The organism is Franconibacter daqui (genome assembly GCF_014644275.1).
Taxonomy (GTDB): domain Bacteria; phylum Pseudomonadota; class Gammaproteobacteria; order Enterobacterales; family Enterobacteriaceae; genus Franconibacter; species Franconibacter pulveris.
In genome coordinates, this window is sequence record NZ_BMKJ01000002.1 from 241,115 (window position 1) to 263,434 (window position 22,320).

17 protein-coding genes and 1 tRNA gene are annotated in these 22,320 nt (G+C 55.4%); 12 read left to right on the forward strand and 6 right to left on the reverse strand.

Annotated features, from left to right (window positions below; genetic code table 11):
* Positions 1 to 257 precede the first annotated feature (257 nt).
* The 3 genes from IEX01_RS10480 to IEX01_RS10490 all read left to right on the forward strand — a co-directional run bounded on the left by IEX01_RS10480 (position 258) and on the right by IEX01_RS10490 (position 4,011).
* Positions 258 to 1,580, forward strand: a complete 1,323-nt coding sequence (locus IEX01_RS10480) for a site-specific integrase (RefSeq protein WP_105535855.1) — start codon at positions 258 to 260, stop codon at positions 1,578 to 1,580.
* Between the two features lie 73 nt (positions 1,581 to 1,653).
* A complete protein-coding gene (locus IEX01_RS10485) occupies positions 1,654 to 3,585 on the forward strand; it encodes a DUF927 domain-containing protein (RefSeq protein WP_105535856.1) in 1,932 nt (643 codons plus the stop codon).
* A gap of 75 nt (positions 3,586 to 3,660) precedes the next feature.
* Entirely contained in the window at positions 3,661 to 4,011 is a 351-nt protein-coding gene (locus IEX01_RS10490) for a DUF4102 domain-containing protein (RefSeq protein ID WP_105535857.1), read from the forward strand.
* 49 nt (positions 4,012 to 4,060) lie between these two features.
* Here IEX01_RS10490 and IEX01_RS10495 read toward each other — a convergent pair whose 3' ends face one another.
* The 3 genes from IEX01_RS10495 to IEX01_RS10505 all read right to left on the reverse strand — a co-directional run bounded on the left by IEX01_RS10495 (position 4,061) and on the right by IEX01_RS10505 (position 7,803).
* Positions 4,061 to 5,248, reverse strand: coding sequence for a tyrosine-type recombinase/integrase (locus tag IEX01_RS10495; RefSeq protein ID WP_105535858.1), 1,188 nt, complete (start codon positions 5,246 to 5,248; stop codon positions 4,061 to 4,063).
* Positions 5,249 to 6,904: 1,656 nt separating this feature from the next.
* Positions 6,905 to 6,980: transfer RNA gene (locus IEX01_RS10500), tRNA-Phe, on the reverse strand.
* A gap of 103 nt (positions 6,981 to 7,083) precedes the next feature.
* On the reverse strand, positions 7,084 to 7,803 hold the full coding sequence (locus tag IEX01_RS10505) for a DUF554 domain-containing protein (protein ID WP_028019981.1): 720 nt from the start codon (positions 7,801 to 7,803) through the stop codon (positions 7,084 to 7,086).
* A 532-nt stretch (positions 7,804 to 8,335) separates the two neighbouring features.
* On the opposite strand from IEX01_RS10505, the gene IEX01_RS10510 reads away from it, so the two are divergent.
* Positions 8,336 to 10,471 carry an ornithine decarboxylase gene (locus IEX01_RS10510; protein WP_024556916.1) on the forward strand — a complete coding sequence of 712 codons (2,136 nt, stop codon included), beginning with the start codon at positions 8,336 to 8,338 and terminating at the stop codon, positions 10,469 to 10,471.
* A gap of 174 nt (positions 10,472 to 10,645) precedes the next feature.
* Here the strand turns inward: IEX01_RS10510 and mltC are convergent, their stop codons facing one another.
* The 3 genes from mltC to mutY are packed head-to-tail and all read right to left on the reverse strand — an operon-like array spanning position 10,646 to position 13,135.
* Positions 10,646 to 11,737, reverse strand: a complete 1,092-nt coding sequence (gene mltC, locus IEX01_RS10515) for a membrane-bound lytic murein transglycosylase MltC (protein ID WP_024561223.1) — start codon at positions 11,735 to 11,737, stop codon at positions 10,646 to 10,648.
* Between the two features lie 41 nt (positions 11,738 to 11,778).
* Positions 11,779 to 12,054: an oxidative damage protection protein gene (locus tag IEX01_RS10520; protein WP_024553650.1), complete on the reverse strand. Its 276-nt coding sequence runs from the start codon at positions 12,052 to 12,054 to the stop codon at positions 11,779 to 11,781.
* Between the two features lie 28 nt (positions 12,055 to 12,082).
* The gene (gene mutY, locus IEX01_RS10525; RefSeq protein WP_373289686.1) at positions 12,083 to 13,135 is read right to left on the reverse strand and encodes an A/G-specific adenine glycosylase; all 1,053 of its coding nucleotides are present in this window, start codon (positions 13,133 to 13,135) and stop codon (positions 12,083 to 12,085) included.
* A gap of 154 nt (positions 13,136 to 13,289) precedes the next feature.
* On the opposite strand from mutY, the gene trmB reads away from it, so the two are divergent.
* From trmB to IEX01_RS10565, 8 genes are all read left to right on the forward strand, one after another.
* Positions 13,290 to 14,009 (forward strand): tRNA (guanosine(46)-N7)-methyltransferase TrmB, encoded by a 720-nt coding sequence (gene trmB / locus IEX01_RS10530; protein WP_024556919.1) that lies wholly within the window; start codon positions 13,290 to 13,292, stop codon positions 14,007 to 14,009.
* Positions 14,009 to 14,335, forward strand: a complete 327-nt coding sequence (locus IEX01_RS10535) for a YggL family protein (RefSeq protein ID WP_024561221.1) — start codon at positions 14,009 to 14,011, stop codon at positions 14,333 to 14,335. Before trmB ends, IEX01_RS10535 begins: the two co-directional genes overlap by 1 nt.
* A 52-nt stretch (positions 14,336 to 14,387) precedes the next feature.
* Entirely contained in the window at positions 14,388 to 15,104 is a 717-nt protein-coding gene (locus tag IEX01_RS10540; RefSeq protein ID WP_024556921.1) for a YggN family protein, read from the forward strand.
* 436 nt (positions 15,105 to 15,540) lie between these two features.
* The gene (locus IEX01_RS10545) at positions 15,541 to 16,173 is read left to right on the forward strand and encodes a response regulator transcription factor (protein WP_024561827.1); all 633 of its coding nucleotides are present in this window, start codon (positions 15,541 to 15,543) and stop codon (positions 16,171 to 16,173) included.
* A complete protein-coding gene (locus IEX01_RS10550; protein ID WP_048887963.1) occupies positions 16,170 to 17,711 on the forward strand; it encodes an MASE1 domain-containing sensor histidine kinase in 1,542 nt (513 codons plus the stop codon). Before IEX01_RS10545 ends, IEX01_RS10550 begins: the two co-directional genes overlap by 4 nt.
* Positions 17,712 to 17,797: 86 nt before the next feature.
* Entirely contained in the window at positions 17,798 to 19,126 is a 1,329-nt protein-coding gene (gene uhpC, locus IEX01_RS10555; protein WP_188723809.1) for an MFS transporter family glucose-6-phosphate receptor UhpC, read from the forward strand.
* A gap of 13 nt (positions 19,127 to 19,139) precedes the next feature.
* Complete coding sequence (locus IEX01_RS10560; RefSeq protein WP_024558980.1) at positions 19,140 to 20,171, forward strand: ABC transporter substrate-binding protein; 1,032 nt, start codon at positions 19,140 to 19,142, stop codon at positions 20,169 to 20,171.
* A 59-nt stretch (positions 20,172 to 20,230) separates the two neighbouring features.
* Positions 20,231 to 22,309: an ABC transporter permease gene (locus IEX01_RS10565; RefSeq protein ID WP_024558981.1), complete on the forward strand. Its 2,079-nt coding sequence runs from the start codon at positions 20,231 to 20,233 to the stop codon at positions 22,307 to 22,309.
* Positions 22,310 to 22,320 lie beyond the last annotated feature (11 nt).

Here is a 22,320-nt window from a genome sequence, read left to right on the forward strand (position 1 = left end):
AGTTCAAAAAACAATCAACACCCCATAATCGATATTATTTATGGGGAGAAACGACGTTTAAGCCTGAAAGTGGGGGAGTGGCACTTTCAGGAGATTAAGGAGGCAAACAGGCCTCTTTAACGCGTGTTTTTCTCACCAAAATGTCAGAGTCGGTGATTTGCACTTCAGTATTTCTGCCAATACTATTCGCTTCATGTGCTGGCCAGCATCTAACTCAATACCCTTAATCTGTATTAATTGAGCGAGATGTATGCATTATGAAACCCGATAGTTCTTTAAACCTAATAACGCTGACAATGAAACAGAATGATGTTGATTCTGTGGATGGTCGCTTTTGTAAGTCAGCGCAAAACATGAAAACCAGCGTTGACGTTGAAGATTGCTGCGTTGAAGTGATGGTTCGACATCACAGCCCAAAGAATCAAAGAGAGGCATTCACTAAAGCTTTTTTTGATGAGTGTAAAATCCGTGCAGTACAAACTGGCCGGACTATCGAAGCCAGCGATACAAAATGTACCGGGCTTAAGGCTATATTCCACTCATCCGGACGCATTAAGTTTATTGTCCGCAAAAGTATTCGCGGAAAGAATGTTTACGTTGCAGTAGGAAGTTACCCTGAATTTTCCATTAATAACGCAAGGGAACATGCCTTTAAAATAATTCAGGAGCTTAAGGCTTCCGTTGAGACTTATGGTGAGCGTTTTCTTACGCACAGCAAAATAACGTTTAATGAGCTTGTGGATGAGTATGAGAAAAGCGTACTCAGCACGGGCGTTAAGCGTTCAGCTAACACCGATCTTTCTAAGATCCGTAAATACCTGCGCCCTCTTCTCGGTGCCAAAAAGCTGGCAGGTATGACGGAGGCAGATATTCTGAGCTATCTGCATAATCTCGATCTCAAGCCAGCCACCCGCAATCGCCATCTGGCGCTCATTAAAGCGGTGTTTACCAGGGCAATACGCATGGGATACATCAGCCGCTCTCCGGCGCTTTATATCAAAGCGCTGCCTGAAGTAACGTCAGATCGCCGCGCCATGGATGACTCCCAGCTTCAGCGCTGGATGGAAGTCTGTGAGTGCTGGCGTAATGGTAAACCCGATCATGAAGGCCTTGCTCTGCTCATGTTCCTTGCCCTGACGGGGCTGCGTCTGGGGGAAACCCGTCACCTTCGTCTTGAAGATGTGGACTGGAGCCGCAAAGTTATCACGCTTCGCCACACCAAAAACGGCAAACTCCGCCGCGTACCGGTATGTGATAAGGCTTTCGTTCTTCTGACAGAACAGCGTCAGCATCTGGGTGATGAAGGCTGGGTATTTCCGGGCAAGGGGACCGACAATCCGGTTTCTGAGCCGCGTCGCCTGCAAAAACGGCTTTGTGAGGCTGCGGGTATTCCACCGTTCACCATCCATGAGATGCGCCATACCTTTGCGACAAAACTCATTGAGAGCGGGGCCGACATTCACACCGTCAAAGACTTACTGGGTCACAGCACTATCAAAGTGACGGAGCTTTACTTGCACGCTTCCCCGGCGCGTTACCACGAAGCTGTTAACCGGGCGATGAATGTTTTTCCGGCCTAAACAGAATTCCTCCTCAGGCAAGTGAGTTCTGCGCTTTACTGCCTGTGGTTCACATTCAAAAAGGACCCTGTAAATGAATAATAAATCAACACCATCACCCTTGACTACAACGGCCCCCGCTCGTTTTGTCTGCACGAAATTAAATGCATTTCTGGCTCGTCGTGCTCTTCATCTGAAGGTGGTAAGAAAAAACCTGAACAAGGCTGCTGCAATCGACATCGATCTCGATGACATTTCTAAGCGCGGATGCCGTGATGGTCTGCCTGAAGGTTTTGTCAATACTGCAAAAGGGCTTTTCTATTATGAAGGAAAAAAATGGTACCAGTTAAGCTCGACCCCCATTCTCCCTGTCTACAGGCATTATTCGGATTGTAAAACGCGCAATATGGGCGTCGAGTTGATGACTATCAACCATGCTGGAGAGTTCGCCTGTGCGGATATCTCATTAAGTGATGCGATGGTAAAACCTGATCACGTCATGGCCTCTCTGGCGGGCAAAGGTTTTGGTATCTCCCTGACGATAAAGTCTAAAGAGCTGCTGGTGCAATTCTTACAGGTGTGTATGAAGAAATCGCTGGAATTGCCTACTTATCTTGTCGCAGATTCGATGGGTTTTGTGCCTGGCAACAAAGCATTTCTACACGGCAGTATGCCTATCGCGCAGCAGCTTTTGGGATTTGACTATTTGATTCCAGCTTCCCGTGTTCCACGAGGGATTGTCGAGTCGGGAACGCTGGATGACTGGAAAACTATGGTAGCTGAGCTGGTTCATGGCTGGCCTCAGGTCTTTGCATTATCCACCGCTTTTGCTTCGATGCTGCTGTCGTTGTGCAAAATGGATGTCGCATTGTTTCATTTTTACGGGGGGTCAACGACCGGAAAAACAATTCTTCTCCAGCTTCCCATGTCAGTTCACGGGCATGGTGGAGAACCCGGCAGTGCGCCAGATGTGAACATTTTACGCTGGAATACTACAGCGAATGCGCTTGAGAAAAACCTGAGTCGGTATTCAGGGATATTAGCCTGTATTGATGAGTTGGGTGCTTACAAACAGAAGGACTTTGCTTCCTTGCTGTACAATATTACTGCTTCGAAGGGTAAGGATAGAATGAATCAGCATCTGGAGATAGATGAGGCCTTTACCTGGAAAATGTTTATTCTTTCGTCAGGGGAAATGTCTATCCCTGAGAAGCTTGCCACGCAGAAAGAGCAAATTCAGGGAGGGCAGGAGCATCGTGCCATCAGTCTTAACATCCGCCCCGAAGATGCCCGTAAAGACGGTGAGACCTCTGAAGACGTACGTGATCGTGCTGAGAGACTGAAACATGGGTTGTGTGAGACTTACGGCACTGCGGGTAAGGAATTTATTGCCTGCCTTCTAACGTTGAAGGGGGAAAATGATGAGGCCTTATCTTATCAGGAGATGTGTAAATTCATCCAGGGTGCATCAAAAGATTGCTATGGCATTCTGATCGGTGAATTGCAGAAAGAAGGCTATTCTCTCAGTGATATTCAGAAGCGTGCATTAGAACGTTTTGCTCTGTGCTGGTGCGCTGGGATTCTCGCAACTGAATGGAATATTCTTCCCTTTGATGAGGATGTTATTGCAGATGCGGTAATGAGTGCCGCTCGACGCTGGCTTGATGATAAACCTAACCAGTATAACCCCGTATTACTGGCTCTTATTGATATTCAGCGTGACCTTGTAAAGCGAGAAAGTGCGCATTTTATCGGTCTTAAAGAACCGGACAACCGTAAACCCGCAAATCACTGGGGGTATATTCATCATGCTAGTGAAGATTTTTTAGTCTTCGCACCTGTATTTGAAGAGTGGTGTCAGAAACATTCATTAAGCGCCAGTGACGTCGCTAAGGAGCTGGTACGTCGAAAACTGCTGCGGGTAGAAAGTAAAGGGCATTACAAAAAGCGTCCTCTTACTGGTATGGACAGGTGTTACTACCACATTAAGCGAGGGTTTATCAGTGCTGATTTGAATTGTGCTTAGAGCATTATCTGAATGTAGTTAACTAACTTATATTTAAACTTATTATTCTGAATAAATTAACAGAAGGGGAACCCCATGGCTGAATTCTACGAATTAAATGAAACTCACACTTTCCCTGGTGCTATTACAGGCTGTGAAACTATTCGCCCACCATTTACGCCTCATGGTCTTATCATGACGCAGGCTAAATGCAATTTCTATGATATCTGTAGGGAAGTGACAGACAGTGAGTATCCTGAATTAAAAGCAATGATTAACCGAAATGAAAAGATTCGTTTCTTTACCAGTTATATTTTCAAAGGTAACGTTCGTTATGATTATCTTGGCGAATTTCCAACACTATCAATCGATCAGGCTCGCAATAAAGCCCGATATATTGCCAGAAGTAATGAGGATGAGACCGCTTATGAATATATCCCATTCTGATTGATTGCTGAACAATAAAAAAGCAGGGGCATATGCCTCTGCTTTTCTGTTATAGCAAGGAAGGTAACTGAGCTGTGATTCGCTCAGCCAGAAGCTGACTGGTGTTCTGTAAACGCTGAGGATGAAGATGCGCATACCGCTGCGATGACTGACTGCTGCGGTGTCCCAGTTGGGCCTGAACGTCATACAAGGTACCGCCGTAGGACACGATGAGGGCGGCAACCGAATGGCGGCAGGTATGAATACACACATCTTTGTCGAAAATTCCCGCCCGACGCACAATACGCTGAAAGGCTTTAACCGGGTTACTCAGCGGCATTCCTTGTTTTTTACCTATAAACAACCACGGATTTCCCCGCTGTGTTGGCAGTGTTCTGATTACGTCCATCGCCAGTGAATTAAGATGAACAATCCGTCCATAGCCATTCTTGGTTTCAGGAAGCCATAGGGTGCGTTTAACCGGGTCAACATGCTCCCACTTAGCCAGACGCAGTTCATCACGACGAAGGCCGGTCAGTAACAGCAGTTTGACATAGCGGGCAGCTACGGGGCTGGTATCGTTATCGGCGGAGAGAAAAATACGACGAATTTCGTCCTCGGTGAAATAGCGCTGTCGGGCGTTGTTCTCCCTGAGAAGCTGTACCACTCTTGCCGGATGGACAGAGGTGATGCTTTGCCTTCCGGCCCAGGTAAACACCGCTTTAATCAGTACGATGACACGATTACAGGTTGCTGCTGATAATGAAGTGCTTAACGTCTGCTGGAGGCGGAGAATGCTGGCAGGTGTGATATCGCTAAGCAGCATCTGACCAATGGCGGGACGGATATGATCCCGGTAGCGCTGGAAATCCTTACCCCAGCTACGTTTAGCAGACTTTGCCCAAACCAGATAATGCTGGTTAAAGAGTTCATCAAATGTCATCTCTTGTCTCTTGTTTTCGCGTTCCTGCTTAGGGTCAGTTCCGGTGGCAAGTGAGCGTTTATGCTCCATGGAAATCTTACGGGCTAAGGTGACATCCACCTCAGGCCAGTGACCAATAGCTATGGCGCGTTTTCGTCCATGATAGAGGTAGCGGAGCAAAAATTTTTTACGTCCTTCGCCTTTGCTGACCAGACATTTCAGGCCAGAAATCTCGGTATCGCTGTATTCGGCATCGGTGCTGCGTGAATCTGATGTGTTAGGGGGCAGGGATTTAATTAGCTGATTCGTAAAACGGAAGCGTTTCGGGCTGGACATATTACCTCCTGTGACTGGTGTAAAGAACGTTAGGGTTGACCCATCCCCGGCACGGCGTTGCTAATGGCTGAGTTGATTTTCTGGCGTGGCGAAGGGAATGCTGGTGCCACATGGTATGAATGAAGACGGGAAATGCAGAAAGAGCAGGCTTTACGGTCTGATTCTGGTCTTAAAGGAGAAAGATTGCCGTCGGGGAAGATTTCACAGAAATAATATGTGCTTAAGTCGGGTACCATTACATACCATAAGTACCAATAGCGTGGTCTGTATGTGGCTGGTCTTAGAGTCGGCTACCCGGCCTACGAAATCGCATCTATAGGCCGGGTAAACGTATTACCATCTGTAGATCTGCTAATGTTTTAATAAGCAGACTCATGCTTGAATTAGCAACAGCAACAAGCAGAGCAGTAATCACAAATGTCGCAGAGGTTATAAGATGATTCTTCACACATATTGCAATGACCAACAGCCATTGAGTAGATCTTTTTCTTGATAGAGATAATTTTCATTTCATCTTTCCTGTGTTTGTTTAGTCGAAAGTGTGTTCGCAATCTCTACAGATATATTTATCAAAAACGATACCATCCAGAGCTGACCCCGTCACTGCTCCCGCAGCAGCTCCGGCGGAAGCGGCAGCAAATCTACCAAGCAATCCCCCAACTACTGCTCCAACAGCAGTTCCTATTCCCGGAACTATTGAGCCAACGGCAGCTCCTGCTGATGCACCGCCAAGTGCACCGCCAACACCGCCAATAACGCCGCCAGTTTTTTTCCCAACATTTCGCTCTCTAACGTTGGTCGATTTACAATTTGGGCATGATGCCATCTTGCCTCCCATCACTTTTGAAGATTTATTTGCAGTTGGAATGACACCTATAAATGGCGTATTCCTTGTTTTTGGTACAAAAATTCATAGTAGTTATCGGCATTCAGATGCTTGCCTTTAGAGGGAATTGGACCAAATATGTTTTAAAAACCTGTGGGAGTAATTGTCAACTTTCGCTTATCGCTCACAGCGGACCTTCACCTCAGTTAACTTATCCGCTTTGTGCCAATTGCGGGCATTGCTAATAGTTAGAGGTTTTGACCTGCCCTCCGTTGATTAAGGGCAGCGTTGAATTTGCTTGTTGAACTCACAGTTCAGGTCCGACACTTAGGTTTAGTAGCCCAATATGTTTAATTACTACGGATAAACCATTTTATGATGGCGTGGAGGACGGGGGATTCTAGTAACGGTAAGAAGTGAAAGGGCAAGAAGAGCTTGTTCCAGGTGGACGGACTGGTGAAGATCCCCATGTGGAGAGGGTTGCCGCCAGGTATCCCCGCTTGCTATTGGGGATTTTCCCATCTTATTCCCCGCGACAAAATCACGTTAAGACCAGCGGATTAAGGCGAAATGATAATTCCCCCGTTTCCCCCGTGTTTTCTACTTCACTATGAATGATTTGAGAGAAAGGAACCGTAGAGGACCGTAGAAAGACCGTAGCTGTGTGGTTAGAAAAAGGTATATCAGAGGATGTTGAGGTGTCTAAATGTAACGAACATCTGCAAAAATGGTGAAAAATCCAGCAAGAAAATAACGTGTTGCAACGACCAGAAATCTACCGTAGCTAAGAAAGGAAAAAGCCCCGCTTTTCAGCGAGGCCTTATGAATATTGGTGCCCGGACTCGGAATCGAACCAAGGACACGGGGATTTTCAATCCCCTGCTCTACCGACTGAGCTATCCGGGCAACGGGGCGCATTAAACCTGAATCGTCCATGCGCGTCAAATATTTTCACCTGAATCCGCGCCGTCCGCACATTCCGGCAGCAGTTTGCTGCGTTTATGAACGCTTATGCGAAGAAATGGGTCCAGAGCGCTGAAACCGGCATCGAAAGCAGCAGGGCGGGGAGCATATTCACCACCGCAAACATCTTAATGCCGCAAATGCGCAGCCCCGTAGCGAGCAGCAGCAGGCCGCCAGTGGCGGTAAAATCCGCCATCATCGCGGGCGTGGTGAGCGGCAGGATAAACACCGCGCAGTATGCAAGCGTGAGCTGAATCAGCAACATCGGCGCGGCGATAGACGCCACCGCAATGCCAAGCGACGTCGCAAAAATCGTGGCGGTGAAGAAATCGAGAAACGCCTTGGCGATAAGCACGCTGTTATCGCCCGTCATTCCCTCGCGCATGGCGCCGAAAATCCCGGTGCCGCTGGCGCAAAACAGAATAATAATGGCGACGAAATTCTGCACGTAGCTCTCCTGCGCCGGGTTCGCCTTCTTGCCGGGCCGCAACCGCTGCGCAATATGGCTTGCGTTCTTCACCGCCTTGCTGATGCCGCCTTCCAGGTAACAGAGCTCGCCAATCAGCGCGCCGAGCAGGGTAGAGAGCACCATCACCGGCAGGTTGGCGCACTTCACCACCAGCAAAATGCCAATGCCCATTGATGCCAGCCCAAAGACAGAGGGCATGGAGGTGCGCAGCCGCTCCGGCAGCCGTTGGCTCAGCGCCGCACCGAGCACGCCGCCCAGCAGCACGGCGGCGGCGTTGATAAAAGGCCCTGTTACCATAGCCCTCTCCCACTAACTGTGTAAGCTTTAAGCATAAACCGCATCTGTTTTTCCTTGCGTGTCGCCCGCCCGAAACTCCTTGTTACGCATTTTTATGCGAAAAAATGATGAGTTTATTCGAGCGGCTAAAAATAGTTATTTGAATTTTAAAGGATTACGTTTGCGAGGCAAAATCGCGCTGCGTAAACCTCTTCTTACGGGTTGCCCGTCCCGGCAGAAGGTGCCATTATTGCGCGACTTTTCTTCACAACACGGGGTGCTTTTATGCTGATTATCGCCACAGCTCCTGCTCTGCGAAGCCTTTCGCAGCCGCACGCCCGTTGTTTCTCCCGGTCGTTCTCCACGCTCGCCATGCGGTGAGGTTAACGCACGCTCACTGCAGGACAACAGTAAGACCAGAAACGCTCTGTTTTTACTGATGTCTGGCGGTCGGAGCTGGAACCCAGTCGGACCACGCAAGCCATCTTCGCCGGGATATTCCCGATGCTGTGCCTGAAGGCGCTCACCCCCTTTGTGACGGGTTTTTGTGCTTATGAATTCATTAAAAATTGCTGCCAGCCACACTCTGGCGACGGCACTCTCCACACACCGTGAAGTGGTGACGCTGGATAACACCGATTTCACGGACGTAGCGGCCGTGGTGCTCACCGTTGCCGATACGCGTAGCGGCATTCTGGCCCTGCTCAAACGCACCGGGTTTAACCTGCCGGTTTTCGTGCTGACGGAAGAGGGAACGGCAAGCGCGGAAGTGACGGGCGTTATCACCGGCAACGCGCAGGGTTTTCTGGAGCTGGAAGCGGCGGCGGTCGCTTATGAAGAGAACCTGCTACCGCCGTTTTTCGACACGCTCTACCAGTACGTGGAGATGAAAAACAGCACCTTCGCCTGTCCGGGCCACCAGCACGGCGAATTTTTTAAAAAGCACCCGGCGGGGCGGCAGTTTTATGATTTCTTCGGCGAGAACCTCTTTCGCGCCGACATGTGCAACGCAGACGTGAAGCTTGGCGACCTGCTCATCCACGAAGGCTCGGCGAAGCACGCGCAGAAGTTCGCAGCGAAAGTCTTTAACGCCGATAAAACCTACTTCGTGCTGAACGGCACGTCGGCGGCGAACAAAGTGGTGACGAATGCGCTGCTGACGCGCGGCGACCTGGTGCTGTTCGACCGCAACAACCATAAGTCGAATCACCACGGCGCGCTGATCCAGGCGGGCGCCACGCCGGTTTATCTGGAGGCGGCGCGCAACCCGTTCGGTTTTATCGGCGGTATCGACGCCCACTGTTTTGATGAAGATTACCTGCGAGAGCGGATCCGCGACGTAGCGCCCGATCGCGCCGATCAACCGCGTCCGTTCCGCCTCGCGGTGATCCAGCTCGGCACCTACGACGGCACCGTCTATAACGCCCGTCAGGTGGTGGATAAGCTGGGGCCGCTGTGCGACTACATCCTGTTCGACTCGGCGTGGGTCGGCTACGAGCAGTTCATTCCAATGATGGCCGACTGCTCGCCGCTGCTGCTCACGCTCAATGAGAACGACCCGGGGATCTTCGTCACCCAGTCGGTGCACAAGCAGCAGGCGGGCTTCTCGCAGACGTCGCAAATCCACAAAAAGGATAACCACCTGCGCGGCCAGGCGCGTTTCTGTCCGCACAAGCGGCTGAACAATGCGTTTATGCTGCACGCTTCCACCAGCCCTTTTTATCCGCTGTTCGCCGCACTCGACGTGAACGCCAAAATCCACGAAGGGGAGAGCGGGCGCCGCCTGTGGGCGGAATGCGTGGAGAAAGGCATTGAGGCGCGCAAGGCGATTATCGCCAACTGCAAGATGATCAAACCGTTTGTGCCGGAAGAGGTGGCGGGGCGGCCGTGGCAGGATCACCCAACGGAGGTGATAGCCCGCGAGCGCCGCTTCTTCACCTTCGAGCCGAACGCCTCGTGGCACGGCTTTCACGGCTACGCGCGCGAGCAGTATATGGTCGACCCGTGCAAGCTGCTGCTGACCACGCCGGGCATCGACGCGGCGACGGGCGAGTACAGCGATTTCGGCGTGCCGGCGGCGATACTTGCCAACTATCTGCGTGAAAACGGCATTGTGCCGGAGAAGGCGGATCTTAACTCGATTCTGTTCCTGCTGACGCCTGCCGAAAGCACCGAAAAGATGGCGCAGCTGGTGGCGATGCTTGCGCAGTTCGAGCGCCACATTGAAGACGACACGCCGCTTGCCGACGTGCTGCCGACCATTTACCAGAAATACCCGGTGCGCTACAAAGGCTACACCCTGCGCCAGCTCTGTCAGGAGATGCACGACCTCTACGTGAGCTTTAACGTGAAGGATCTGCAAAAAGCGATGTTCCGCCGAGAAAGCCTGCCGCCAGTGGTGGTGAACCCGCAGGACGCGAACATCGAGTTTATTCGCGGCAACGTAGAGCTGGTGCGCCTGGCTGAGGCCGAAGGGCGAGTGGCGGCGGAAGGCGCGCTGCCGTATCCGCCGGGCGTGCTCTGCGTGGTGCCGGGCGAAGTGTGGGGCGGCGCGGCGCTGCGCTATTTCCTCGCGCTGGAAGAGGGCGTCAACCTGCTGCCGGGTTTCTCGCCGGAGCTGCAAGGGGTGTACAGCGAAACGGACGCCGACGGCATTAAGCGGTTATATGGGTATATGCTGCGCCAGTGAGTGGGCGCCTTCATGCTAACGGCCTGGCGCTAATTTTTCGTATGACGCTGCGTGGGGCGCCAGAGCTGGCTTGTTGCCCCTCACCCTCTCCCCGGCAGGGAGAGGGCCGGGGTGAGGGTGAAAGCGCATCGACGAAACCGCGGATGGCGCTGGCCGAACCGCACTACGCCCTCATCACCCTCTGCCGCGCCGGTAAGATTTCTGCGCGGTATCCACTTTGTAGAGATAACGGCGCGACTCAGCGGACGGATGCCGCGTCGTCAGCATCTGGTAAACCTCGCCCGGGTCCATGTTGTTGATGATCGCCGCCGCCTCAATCTTGTCGCTCGCAAAGGTGCGCAGCACGCTGCCCGCGCCGCCGTTGTAAGCGGTGATAACCGCATAGCGGCGCGATGTCGGGTTGCTGATGTCAGAGAGGTAAACGTTGTTCAGCATCGCCAGATACGCGGTGCCGGTGTCAATATTGCTCTCCGGGTCGAACAAGTAGTTGCGGCTTGGCATGCCCCAGCGGCCCTGGGCGCGGAACACATCTTTACCGGCGCTGTGCTGCACCACCTGCATCAGCCCCAGCGCGTCGGAACGGCTGACAGCGTACGGGTTGAAGGACGATTCGGTCTGCATGATAGCGAGGATAAGCGACTCATCCACGCCATATTTGCGCGCCGCCTTGCGCACCATGCCGATATATTTATGCGCACGCTTATCAAGGTGGTTCGGCACCAGGTTAATCGTCACGCTGTAGATAATATGCAGGCCGTTGCTGCGGCTTTTCAGGCGGTTTTGCAGCAGGTAGTCAGCGAAGCTGTTCGCGCGCCCCTGCCAGCGGATCGGCTGACCGGTCTGGTCCACCACCTGGCCATAGAGGAACGGCTGCTTTGAGATCTGAATGTCGTTAACGTCGGAATAGAGATCGATAGAGCCAGGATCGTCGCCCATCAGCAGGGTGGTGACGATCGCCTTGCGCAGACGATCCGCCGGATCGGTGCCGGCGATGGTTTCAACGGTGATCGTCCCTTCGTCGAAGTTAATGTGGCTGCGGGTCTGATATTGATCCGTGTATTTCACGTAATCTTTCGGCCCCGCAATCAGAACCTCGTTAAATCCCCAGATGTTTTCAATGTTATGGGCGAACTGGCCCATCAGAATGTCAAAACCGTTGGTATCCTTAATCCAGGCCTCGTTATAGGCGTTTTCAGCTTTTTTATTACTGGAACAGGAAACTAATAACGGCGCGACCAGAGCAAGCGCGAGTAATTTTTTATTCATTCCTGAAGTGCGTCCTGGCTTAGGCAAAAGGGCCGAAGCCCTTACTGTTTTTCTGGCGGCGTGTAGCCTTCGATATGTACGTCTTTCCCTTCGAACAGGAAGTTCACCATCTCCTGCTCCAGCAGTTTGCGGTGCTCCGGGTTCATCATGTTGAGCTTTTTCTCGTTGATGAGCATGGTCTGCTTCGCCTGCCACTGCGCCCAGGCCTCTTTCGAGATTTCGTTATAGATGCGCTTGCCGAGCTCGCCCGGGTACAGCTGAAAATCCTGGCCTTCGGCCTCGCGTTGCAGGTAAGTGCAAAAAATCGTTCTGCTCATAATGTCCTCTGTTGCGGCGTGGCGCGGCTTAAGCCAGCGCCCCGGCGCGTAATTGTTGTAACAGGCGCTCTACAGGCGTCGCCAGCCCGACGGCGGGCGGCTGGGCTAAGTTATACCAGAGACCCGTTCCCTCATCCATGCATGCGCCGCTGCCGGACACGGAAAGCCACATCGGCACGATGTCCAGGTGGAAGTGGCTGAATGTATGACGAAAAGCGGTAAGCTGCGTCAGCCCGTGCGCTTCAAGGCCGCGCTCGTGCAGCCAGTCGCGCAGCGCCGCTTCGTCGCCAAACTGCGGAAAGCAGAAAAGACCGCCCCACAGCCCGCTTGGCGGACGCTGATTCAGGTAGACCTCATTCTCGTGCTGCATCAGCAGGAAGTAGCCTACCTTCTCCGGCAGCTGCTGTTTGGGTTTTTTTCCGGGATATTTCGCCCATGTGCCTTGGGCATACGCCACACAGCCGTTATTCAGCGGGCAAATCTCGCATTTCGGCTTTGAGCGGGTGCAGACCAGCGCGCCGAGATCCATCATCGCCTGGTTAAAGCGCTCCACCCCCTGGGCCGGGGTCACCGCGTCGCTTATCTCCCACAGGCGCTTTTCCACCTCTTTCCTGCCCGGCCAGCCCTCTACAGCGTAGCAGCGCGCCAGCACGCGTTTGACGTTGCCGTCAAGAATCGGAAAACGCTGACCAAGTGAGAGCGATAAAATCGCGCCCGCCGTGGAGCGGCCCACGCCCGGCAGCGCTGAAACGTCGTCGAAGTTTTCCGGAAACCTGCCGCCGTGCTGTGAAGCCACCTGCTGCGCCGCTTTATGCAGGTTGCGGGCGCGGGCGTAGTAGCCAAGCCCGGTCCACAGATGCAACACCTCGTCGAGCGGCGCGTTGGCTAAATCGGTCACCGTCGGAAAGCGCGCCATAAAGCGCTCAAAGTAAGGTATTACCGTCGTCACCTGGGTTTGTTGCAGCATCACCTCGGAAAGCCATACTTTGTAAGGCGTTTTTTCCTGCTGCCAGGGAAGGGTTTTGCGCCCGTATTTATCGTACCAGTCGAGCACCTGGCGGGAGAATTGCTGTGGCTGCATCATTAAAGCGTGGGGTCCGGCTTAAAAAAGAAGAGAGGCAGATTGCAGCACAGCGCCTGAGGGCTGTAAACAGGAACTTTCCGGCGCTTGCATCGAACCCCTATCTTTGGATAATGCCCGTTTTCCGAACACTAACTCAAACAGATGAATCGCCATGAATAACGACGTCATTTCACCGGAATTTGATGAAAACGGCCGCCCGCTGCGCCGGATTCGCAGCTTTGTCCGCCGCCAGGGACGCCTGACCAAAGGGCAGCAGCACGCGCTGGACCACTACTGGCCGGTGATGGGCGTTGAGTTCAGCGATGAACCGCTCGACTTCGCCGCGCTGTTCGGCCGCGAAGCGCCGGTAACGCTGGAGATTGGCTTCGGCATGGGCGCCTCGCTTGTGGAGATGGCGAAAAGCAATCCGCAACAAAATTTCCTCGGCATTGAAGTGCATTCGCCGGGCGTTGGCGCCTGCCTGAGCTCCGCCCACGAAGAGGGCGTGGAGAACCTGCGCGTGATGTGTCACGACGCGGTGGAAGTGCTGCACAAAATGATTCCTGACAATTCTCTCGCCATGGTGCAGCTCTTTTTCCCTGACCCATGGCACAAAGCGCGCCATAATAAACGCCGTATCGTTCAGGCGCCGTTTGCGGAGCTGGTGAAAAGCAAGCTCAAGCTCGGCGGCGTCTTCCACATGGCGACCGACTGGGAACCTTATGCGGAACATATGCTCGAAGTGATGTCTTCTCTGGAGGGTTACAAAAACCTTTCCGGGAGCAACGACTACGTACCGCGCCCGGCTTCGCGCCCGGTGACCAAATTTGAACAGCGTGGCCATCGTCTTGGCCACGGCGTATGGGACTTAATGTTCGAGAGGGTGAAATAATGGCAAAGCACCGCAGCCGCCGCTTGCGTAAAAAGATGCACATCGACGAATTCCAGGAGCTGGGATTTTCGGTCGCCTGGCGTTTCCCGCAAGGCACCACGGAAGAGCAGATTGATAAAACCGTTGATGATTTCATCAACGAAGTGATTGCGCCCAACGGCCTTGCCTTCGACGGCAGCGGTTACCTCTCCTGGGAAGGGCTGGTCTGCAAAGAGCAGATTGGCAAATGCACCGAAGAAGATCAGGCTATCGTGCGTAACTGGCTTGAAGAGAAAAAGCTTGAAGAGATCCGCTTAAGCGACCTCTTCGACGTGTGGTGGGATTAATGCCGTGTAACGGGTCGGTTTAACCGGCCCGTTTTGTCTTACAGGAGTCACTATGATGCGTAAAGCCCTGCTGGGGGCGTTGCTGATTACCGCAGCGCAGGCCCACGCGGACTACCAGTGCAGCGTCACGCCGCGCGACGACGTGGTGCTAAAACCCCAGACCGTCCAGGTGGTGGGAGAAAATGGCGACCTGCTTATCGGCCCCGACGGCAGCGTAACCTTCAACGGCAAAACGCAAAGCCTGAATGTCGCCCAGCGCCAGCAGGCGCTCGACTACCAGAAACAGCTGCGCGCCACGCTGCCGTGGATTGATGACGGCGCGCGCTCGCGAGTGGAAAAAGGGCGCGTGGCGCTCGATAAAATCATCACCGAGCAGGTGGGCGAGAGCAGCAACATGCGCAACCGCCTGACGCAGCTTGATAAGCAGCTTAAAACGCAGATGAACCGTATCATTGAGCATCGCGCCGACGGTCTGACCTTCCACTATAAAGCCATCGATCAGGTGCGCGCCGACGGCCAGCAACTGGTGAACCAGGCGATGGGCGGCATTCTGCAGGACAGCATCAACGAGATGGGCGCTAAAGCGGTCATCAAGGGCGGCGGCAACCCGCTGCAAGGGGTGCTGGGAAGCCTGGGCGGTCTGCAAACCGCCATTCAAAACGAATGGAAAAATCAGGAAGCGGATTTCCAGCAGTTCGGCCGCGATGTCTGCAACCGTACTATCCAGCTTGAAGAGCAGCGCCAGGCGCTGGTCGGCAGCCTGAAATAATCTTCAGGGGGCGTTTCGCCCCCGCGTTTCCCCGTTACGAAACAGCCTGTTACACAGCCCCTTACTCTCTCCCACTTTGCCTGACATTTCTTCACCAGCATGAAGGCATAACGTCATTCTCATAAGGGAAGGGATATGAAGGGTTTTCTCACCGCCGGTCGCGCCCTGTGCCTGTTTTTAGCGCTTCTCGTTCTGATTAATGTTGTGGTGCTGTGGGCGCAGACGTTCGGGGAGTAGCGACGTTTACGGGAGCGTAAATCCGCCTCGCCAATCCTCAACGTTATCCCGCGCCGTGTTATTGCCTCACGCCTGTGTAAGCCTTCATCATCGCCCCTTCGCGCTTTTTTGCTACGCCTGTTACATAACGTCAACAATATGATTGCCAGACAATGATTCACAAGCATCATGACGTCATCTTTTTTCACGAGTGACGACGATGATTGGTGTGGTACTGGTCGATGACCATGTGGTGGTGCGCTCGGGATTTGCCCAGCTGTTAAGTCTGGAAACGGATATCCAGGTGCAGGGGCAGTACAGCAGCGCCGCAGAAGCCTGGCCGATGCTGTCGCGCCAGCCGGTGGATGTCGCCGTGCTGGACGTGGCGATGCCGGATGAAAACGGTCTTAGCCTGCTTAAGCGCCTGCGCGCCCGGCGGCCTGGCTTTCGCGCTATTATTCTCAGCATCTACGATACCCCCGCTTTTGTGCAAAGCGCGCTGGACGCGGGCGCAAGCGGCTATCTCACCAAAAGCTGCGGGCCAGAGGAGCTGGTGCAGGCGGTGCGCTCCGTAGGCATGGGCGGGCACTACCTGTGCGCTGACGCCCTGCGCGCCCTGCGGGGCGGGGCGCAGCCAGCTAAGGTCCTTGAGGTGTTAACCCCCCGCGAGCGCGAGATTTTTGACCTGTTGGTGAAGGGCGAAAGCGTGAAAGCCATCGCCGCGCAGCTCGACTTAAGCCATAAAACCGTGCACGTGCACCGCGCCAACGTACTGGGCAAGCTGCAATGCGCCACGACCATTGAGCTGGTGCACTTCGCGCTGGAAAATCAACTGCTGACGGGACACGGATGACAAGCTCGCTGCGCTACGGGGTGCTGTCGCTGTTTATCCTCTTCGCCTGGGGACCGGGCTGGCTGATGCTCTGGACCATCAGCCACTACCTGACCCATAACGGCGAACAGGCGGCGCTGCTGCTGCCGCAGGGAGTGCTGCTGGCGCTGCTGATTTTGCTGGCCCGGCGCTACTGGCTCACGCTGCTTTTGCCGCAATGCGCCATAACGCTCTGGCTGTGGCATGCCGGGCTGCTCTCAGGTTGGCCGGTACTCTTCGCGCCTTTTATCAGCCTGTTGCCTGCGCTGGGCGCGCAGCGTTACTGGCACCGTTTCCCGCTCTACTGGCAGCGCCTTTCGCTGCTGCTCGCCGCCGTGATAGTCAATTCGCTGTTAACGACGCTGGCGTTGACGTGGCTGGTGGAGAGCAGGGCCAGCTATATTCTGCTCGCTTCGTTTACCGGCGGCGTGTTGCTGACCCCTTTCGTTTACCTGATTTATGACTATCTGCGCCAGCAGCACCGCTATCATCTGCTGGGGCTGGATGCCAGCAACCCGCCGCTGCGCACTTCGCTTATTCTCTGGTGCAGCCTCTTTTTTATCATCGGCATCGGCACGCAAATGGTGCTGTCGCCGGAAATCGAAAGGCTGCTGCTGATTGTGGTGTTTTTGCCAAACGTGGTAATGGCGTGGAAATTCGGCTGGCAGGGCGGGGTGCTGGCGGCGCTGCTCGGCAGCATGATGATTGCCGCCGCGCGCCAGTTCGGCAGCGGTTTTAGCAACGTGCTGGAGCTGGAGATTTTTCTCTCTACCCAGGCGCTGCTCGGCATCGGGCTTGGCATCGCCATCAGCCGCCAGCAACATCTCGCCAGCAACCTGCACCGTTACCGCCAGCGCCTCGAAGTGGAGCTGCAGGCGCGCCGCCAGCTCACCGAACAGCTTATCCACGCCGAAGAGGACACGCGTAAAAACCTCGCCCGTGAGCTGCATGACGAAATCGGCCAGAACATTACCGCCATTCAGATCCAGTCGCAGCTGGTAAAGCGGGCAAGCGATCGGCCCGTGGCGCTGCAGGCGGCGGAGGAGATAACCGCGCTTTCGCGCCGTATTCACCACTCTACCCGCCAGCTTTTACGCCAGCTGCGCCCGCCGGTGCTCGATGAGATGGGGCTGGACGAGGCGCTGCGCCATCTGGTTAACGAGTTCGCCTTCGAAGCGCGCGGCATCGCCTGCCGTTTTGATTACCGTCTCAGCGCGCCGCCCGGCAACGAAACGGTGGTTTTCACCCTCTACCGGCTGGTGCAGGAGCTGCTCAACAACGTGTGCAAGCATGCCAACGCCAGCGAAGTCGTGATTACGCTTAGCGAGCAGGGCGGCTGGCTGCGCCTTGAAGTACACGACAACGGCGACGGCATCAGTCTCGCTCACCGGCCAGGCTTCGGCATTCAGGGCATGAGCGAGCGGGTGCAGGCGCTCGGCGGCGAGCTGCTGCTGGAAAACCGACGTGGTACGCGCGTTATTGTTAACCTGCCCACACTTTTGTCACAAAACCGCCCCTGACCAGGAAAAAGTCTTAGTGCTCCTGGAACGAGTCTCATCCCCTTTGCCGTCCCCTTTTTTATAGTCAGCTCAAGCCGGAGGAAATCATGAGCCAGCAAGGTCTGTCCCGCGCCGATATCGACTGTCGCTACCGCGCGCTGCGCCCGCGCCTGCTGTTCTCAATGGTGATGGGTTATGCCGCGTTTTACCTGACGCGCAAAAGCGTCAATTTTGTTCTGCCCGCGTTGCAGCTCGACCTCGGCTTAAGCAAGAGCGATATCGGCCTGCTCGGCTCGCTGTTCTATTTAAGCTACGGCGCCTCGAAGTTCGCCGCCGGGCTCTGGCACGACAGCCATGGCAGCCGCGCCTTTATGGGCGTTGGGCTGCTGATGACCGGCGTGCTGAACATGCTGTTTGCGCTGGGCGACAGCCTGTCGCTGCTGCTGGTTATCTGGACGTTGAATGGCTTTTTCCAGGGCTGGGGCTGGCCGCCCTGCGCCCGGCTGCTGACCCACTGGTATTCGCGCAACGAACGCGGTTTCTGGTGGGGCTGCTGGAACACCTCTATCAATATCGGCGGGGCGATAATCCCGCTGATTTGCGCCCTGGCCGCCCACGCGTGGGGCTGGCAGGCGGCGATGCTGACACCAGGGATAATCAGCGCGCTGCTTGGGCTGTGGCTGTGCGGGCGGTTGCGCGGCACGCCGCAGGAGGAGGGGCTGCCCACGGTGGGCGAATGGCGGCACGACCCGCTGGAGCTGCGACAAGAACAACAAAGCCCACCGATGACGCTCTGGCAGATGCTGCGCAGCACCGTGCTGCAAAACCCGATGATCTGGCTGCTCGGCGGGTCGTATGTGCTGGTTTATCTGATTCGCATCGCCCTGAACGACTGGGGCAACCTGTGGCTTGCGGAGAGCCACGGCGTGAATCTGCTGAACGCCAACGCCACGGTAATGCTGTTTGAAGTGGGCGGGCTGCTCGGCGCGCTGTTCGCCGGTTGGGGTTCAGACCTGCTCTTCAGCGGCCAGCGGGCGCCGATGATTTTGCTCTTCACGCTCGGCCTTATTGTGGCGGTGGCGGCGCTGTGGCTTTCGCCCGTGCACCACTACGCGCTGCTGGCGGTCTCGTTTTTCGCCATCGGCTTTTTTGTCTTCGGTCCGCAGATGCTGATTGGCCTCGCGGCCGTTGAGTGCGGTCACAAAGGCGCGGCGGGGTCGATAACCGGCTTTCTTGGGCTCTTTGCCTACCTGGGCGCCGCGCTCGCCGGCTGGCCGCTCTCAAAACTGATTGAGCATTACGGCTGGCCGGGGATGTTCGCGACGCTGTTTATCGCCGCCATGCTGATGGGTTTATTGCTGATGCCGCTCTTTATGGCGGGCGTCAGCGCACAGGAGCGGGCCGATGCCGGTCCTGCTCCGCCACCTCACCTCTGATAAGGATAACAACATGAAAATGACAGCCCTCTCCGCTCTGGTCGCCGCCGGGGTTGCCCTTGCGTCCTTCAGCGGCGCGGCGCAGGCGAAAGGCCGCCTGGTGGTGTACTGCAGCGCCACAAACGAAATGTGCGAAGCGGAAACCAAAGCGTTCGGCGACAAGTATGATGTGAAAACCTCGTTTATCCGCAACGGCTCCGGCAGCACGCTCGCCAAAGTGGACGCCGAGAAGAAAAACCCGCAGGCGGACGTTTGGTACGGCGGCACGCTCGACCCGCAGTCGCAGGCGGGCGAGATGGGCCTGCTGGCGCCTTATCAGTCCGCCAATCTTAGCCAGATCATGGAGAAATTCCGCGACCCGGCGAAGGTAAAGGGCAACTACTCCTCGGCGGTCTATGTCGGCATTCTTGGCTTTGGCGTTAACACTCAGCGGCTGAAAGAGAAAAACCTGCCGGTGCCGAAATGCTGGAAAGACCTGACGAAGCCGGAATACAAAGGCGAAATCCAGATTGCGGACCCGCAAAGCTCCGGCACCGCCTACACCGCGCTCGCGACCTTCGTACAGCTCTGGGGCGAAGACCAGGCGTTTGAGTACTTAAAGCAGCTTAACGGCAACGTTTCCCAGTACACCAAGTCCGGCATCGCCCCGGCGCGTAACGCGGCGCGCGGCGAAACCGCCATCGGCATCGGCTTTTTGCATGATTACTCGCTGGAAAAAGAGCAGGGCGCGCCGCTGGAGCTTATCTCCCCGTGCGAAGGCACCGGCTATGAAATCGGCGGCGTCAGCGTGCTGAAGGGCGCACGCAACATGGATAACGCGAAGCTGTTTGTGGACTGGGTGCTCTCTAAAGAGGCGCAGGAGCTCGCCTGGAAGAAGGGCAAATCGTACCAGATCCTGACCAACACCACGGCGGAAACCTCGCCGCTGTCGCTCAAGCTCGACGACCTCAAGCTCATTAATTACGACATGGATAAATACGGCTCCACTGACGTGCGCAAAGCGCTCATCAACAAGTGGGTCAACGACGTGAAAATGGGTAAATAACCGCCTGCGGGTGACGCCGTTCACCCGCCGTTTTTCCCCCTTTGCCCCATGAGGCGCTTATGTCTGAAACACTGCTTCTGCGTCCCGCCCACAAGCGGGAGGCGATTTTCGTCTGGGTGGCGATCGGCTGGCTGGCGTTCGCGCTGCTGCCGAGCTGGAGCCTGGATTACGGGCTGTTTGAAGCCACGAGTGAGGAGATCCTCGACGCCTACGGCTGGTCGCAGCTCAATATCAGCCTGCTCTGGTATTTACTGCCGTCGCTGCTGTTGCTGCGCCCCTTTCACGCGCCCGCCCGCGAGCAGCGCCAGCGCCACGCCTTCGACGCCGGATGGGCGCTCTTCTGCATGGCTTTTGTCGTGGTAAGCGCAACGCTTGCCGGGCGCGGCATGGGCTATGCCGCCATCGTGCTGTTTATCGCGCTCGGCGCCATCATGACGCTTGCGCTCTCGCGCCTGGAGTGGCTTGGCGGCGACCGGTTTGTGATTGGCTCGCTTATCGCCATCGTCGCGCTTATCGGCGTCTTTATCGTCTGGCCGAGCGTGGCGATGTTTATCCCTATGTTCACCAACGACGCGGGCGAATTCGCGCCGCTCGCCTTCACGGCGGTGCTGGGGCAGGCGCATATCGTGCAGGTGATTATTAACTCTATTGCGCTTTCCGTGGCGGTGGGCGTGGGCTGCACCTTTTTTGGCCTTGTGCTGGCGATTTACACCACCCGCATCGCTAAGCGCAGCGCCGTTATCGGGCGCATCTTCTCCATTTTGCCAATCGTAACGCCGCCTTTTGTGGTGGGGCTTGGCGTAACGCTGATGATGGGGCGCTCCGGCTACGTTACCGAGTTTATGGTGGAGTGGTTTGGGCTGACCAACACGAACTGGCTCTATGGCTTTACCGGCATCTGGCTGGCGCAGGTGCTCGCCTTCACGCCGATGGCCTTTATGATTCTGGACGGGGCGATCAAAACCATTCATCCGTCGCTGGAAGAGGCCTCTTATACCTTGCGCGCCAGCCGCTGGCAGACCTTCAACGGCGTCTTTGTGCCGCTGCTGAAACCCGCGCTCGCCAACGCCTTCCTGATTGTGGTGGTGCAGTCGCTGGCGGACTTCAGCAACCCATTAGTGCTCGGCGGCAACTTTGATGTGCTGGCGACGCAGATTTACTTCTACATCACCGGTTCACAGCTTGATTACCAGGCGGCGAGCACGCTGGGCGTCTTTTTACTGCTTTTCTCGCTGCTGGTGTTCTGCGTGCAGTACATGTGGATCGGCAAACGCTCCTATGTGACCGTTTCCGGCAAGTCTTATCGCGGCGACGTGCAGCCGCTGCCGGCGACGCTGGTGTGGAGCGTGGTGGCGCTGCTGGCAGTATGGGTCGCCTTCAACGCGCTGCTTTACGGCAGCATTTTCTACGGCAGCTTTACGGTGAACTGGGGCGTGGATTACACCCTGACGCTTGATAACTTCATCAAGCTGTTCGGCCAGGGAATGGACGACGGGGCGTGGCCTTCGCTGCTCGACACGCTGCTTTACGCAGGCATCGCCGCGCCGATCACCGCCGTGTTCGGCCTGCTTATCGCCTGGGTGGTGGTGCGCCAGCAGTTCCGGGGCAAAAAGACCATTGAGTTCACCACCATGCTCTGCTTCGCCGTGCCGGGCACCGTGGCCGGGGTCTCTTATATCCTCGCCTTTAACAGCGCGCCGGTTTATCTCACGGGCACCGCCGCCATCGTCATTATTTCCATGGTGATGCGCAACGTGCCGGTGGGCATTCGCGCGGGCATTGCGGGCCTCGGGCAGATAGACAAATCGCTGGATGAAGCGTCGCTCAGCCTGCGCGCCGGCTCGTACCGCACCATTGTGAATATTCTGCTGCCGCTGCTGCGCCCGGCCATTCTTTCGGCGCTGATCTACAGCTTTGTGCGCGCCATCACCACGGTGAGCGCCATTGTTTTCCTCGTCACGCCGGATACCCGGGTGGCGACCGCCTACATCTTAAACCGCGTGGAGGATGGCGAGTACGGCGTGGCGATTGCCTACGGCTCAATCCTTATCGTGGTGATGCTGGCCATTATCTTCCTTTTTGACTGGCTTATCGGCGAGGCGCGCATCTCGCGTTCGAAAGCCAAAAACCAGGCGTAATCACGGAGCTT

What these genes read in the sequence shown, in the direction of transcription:
- IEX01_RS10480 (WP_105535855.1), top strand. Translation starts at nt 258, where the DNA reads ATGAAACCCGATAGTTCTTTAAACCTAATAACGCTGACAATGAAACAG.
- IEX01_RS10485 (WP_105535856.1), top strand. Translation starts at nt 1,654, where the DNA reads ATGAATAATAAATCAACACCATCACCCTTGACTACAACGGCCCCCGCT.
- IEX01_RS10490 (WP_105535857.1), top strand. Translation starts at nt 3,661, where the DNA reads ATGGCTGAATTCTACGAATTAAATGAAACTCACACTTTCCCTGGTGCT.
- IEX01_RS10495 (WP_105535858.1), bottom strand. Translation starts at nt 5,248, where the DNA reads ATGTCCAGCCCGAAACGCTTCCGTTTTACGAATCAGCTAATTAAATCC.
- IEX01_RS10505 (WP_028019981.1), bottom strand. Translation starts at nt 7,803, where the DNA reads ATGGTAACAGGGCCTTTTATCAACGCCGCCGCCGTGCTGCTGGGCGGC.
- IEX01_RS10510 (WP_024556916.1), top strand. Translation starts at nt 8,336, where the DNA reads ATGAATTCATTAAAAATTGCTGCCAGCCACACTCTGGCGACGGCACTC.
- mltC (WP_024561223.1), bottom strand. Translation starts at nt 11,737, where the DNA reads ATGAATAAAAAATTACTCGCGCTTGCTCTGGTCGCGCCGTTATTAGTT.
- IEX01_RS10520 (WP_024553650.1), bottom strand. Translation starts at nt 12,054, where the DNA reads ATGAGCAGAACGATTTTTTGCACTTACCTGCAACGCGAGGCCGAAGGC.
- mutY (WP_373289686.1), bottom strand. Translation starts at nt 13,135, where the DNA reads ATGCAGCCACAGCAATTCTCCCGCCAGGTGCTCGACTGGTACGATAAA.
- trmB (WP_024556919.1), top strand. Translation starts at nt 13,290, where the DNA reads ATGAATAACGACGTCATTTCACCGGAATTTGATGAAAACGGCCGCCCG.
- IEX01_RS10535 (WP_024561221.1), top strand. Translation starts at nt 14,009, where the DNA reads ATGGCAAAGCACCGCAGCCGCCGCTTGCGTAAAAAGATGCACATCGAC.
- IEX01_RS10540 (WP_024556921.1), top strand. Translation starts at nt 14,388, where the DNA reads ATGATGCGTAAAGCCCTGCTGGGGGCGTTGCTGATTACCGCAGCGCAG.
- IEX01_RS10545 (WP_024561827.1), top strand. Translation starts at nt 15,541, where the DNA reads ATGATTGGTGTGGTACTGGTCGATGACCATGTGGTGGTGCGCTCGGGA.
- IEX01_RS10550 (WP_048887963.1), top strand. Translation starts at nt 16,170, where the DNA reads ATGACAAGCTCGCTGCGCTACGGGGTGCTGTCGCTGTTTATCCTCTTC.
- uhpC (WP_188723809.1), top strand. Translation starts at nt 17,798, where the DNA reads ATGAGCCAGCAAGGTCTGTCCCGCGCCGATATCGACTGTCGCTACCGC.
- IEX01_RS10560 (WP_024558980.1), top strand. Translation starts at nt 19,140, where the DNA reads ATGAAAATGACAGCCCTCTCCGCTCTGGTCGCCGCCGGGGTTGCCCTT.
- IEX01_RS10565 (WP_024558981.1), top strand. Translation starts at nt 20,231, where the DNA reads ATGTCTGAAACACTGCTTCTGCGTCCCGCCCACAAGCGGGAGGCGATT.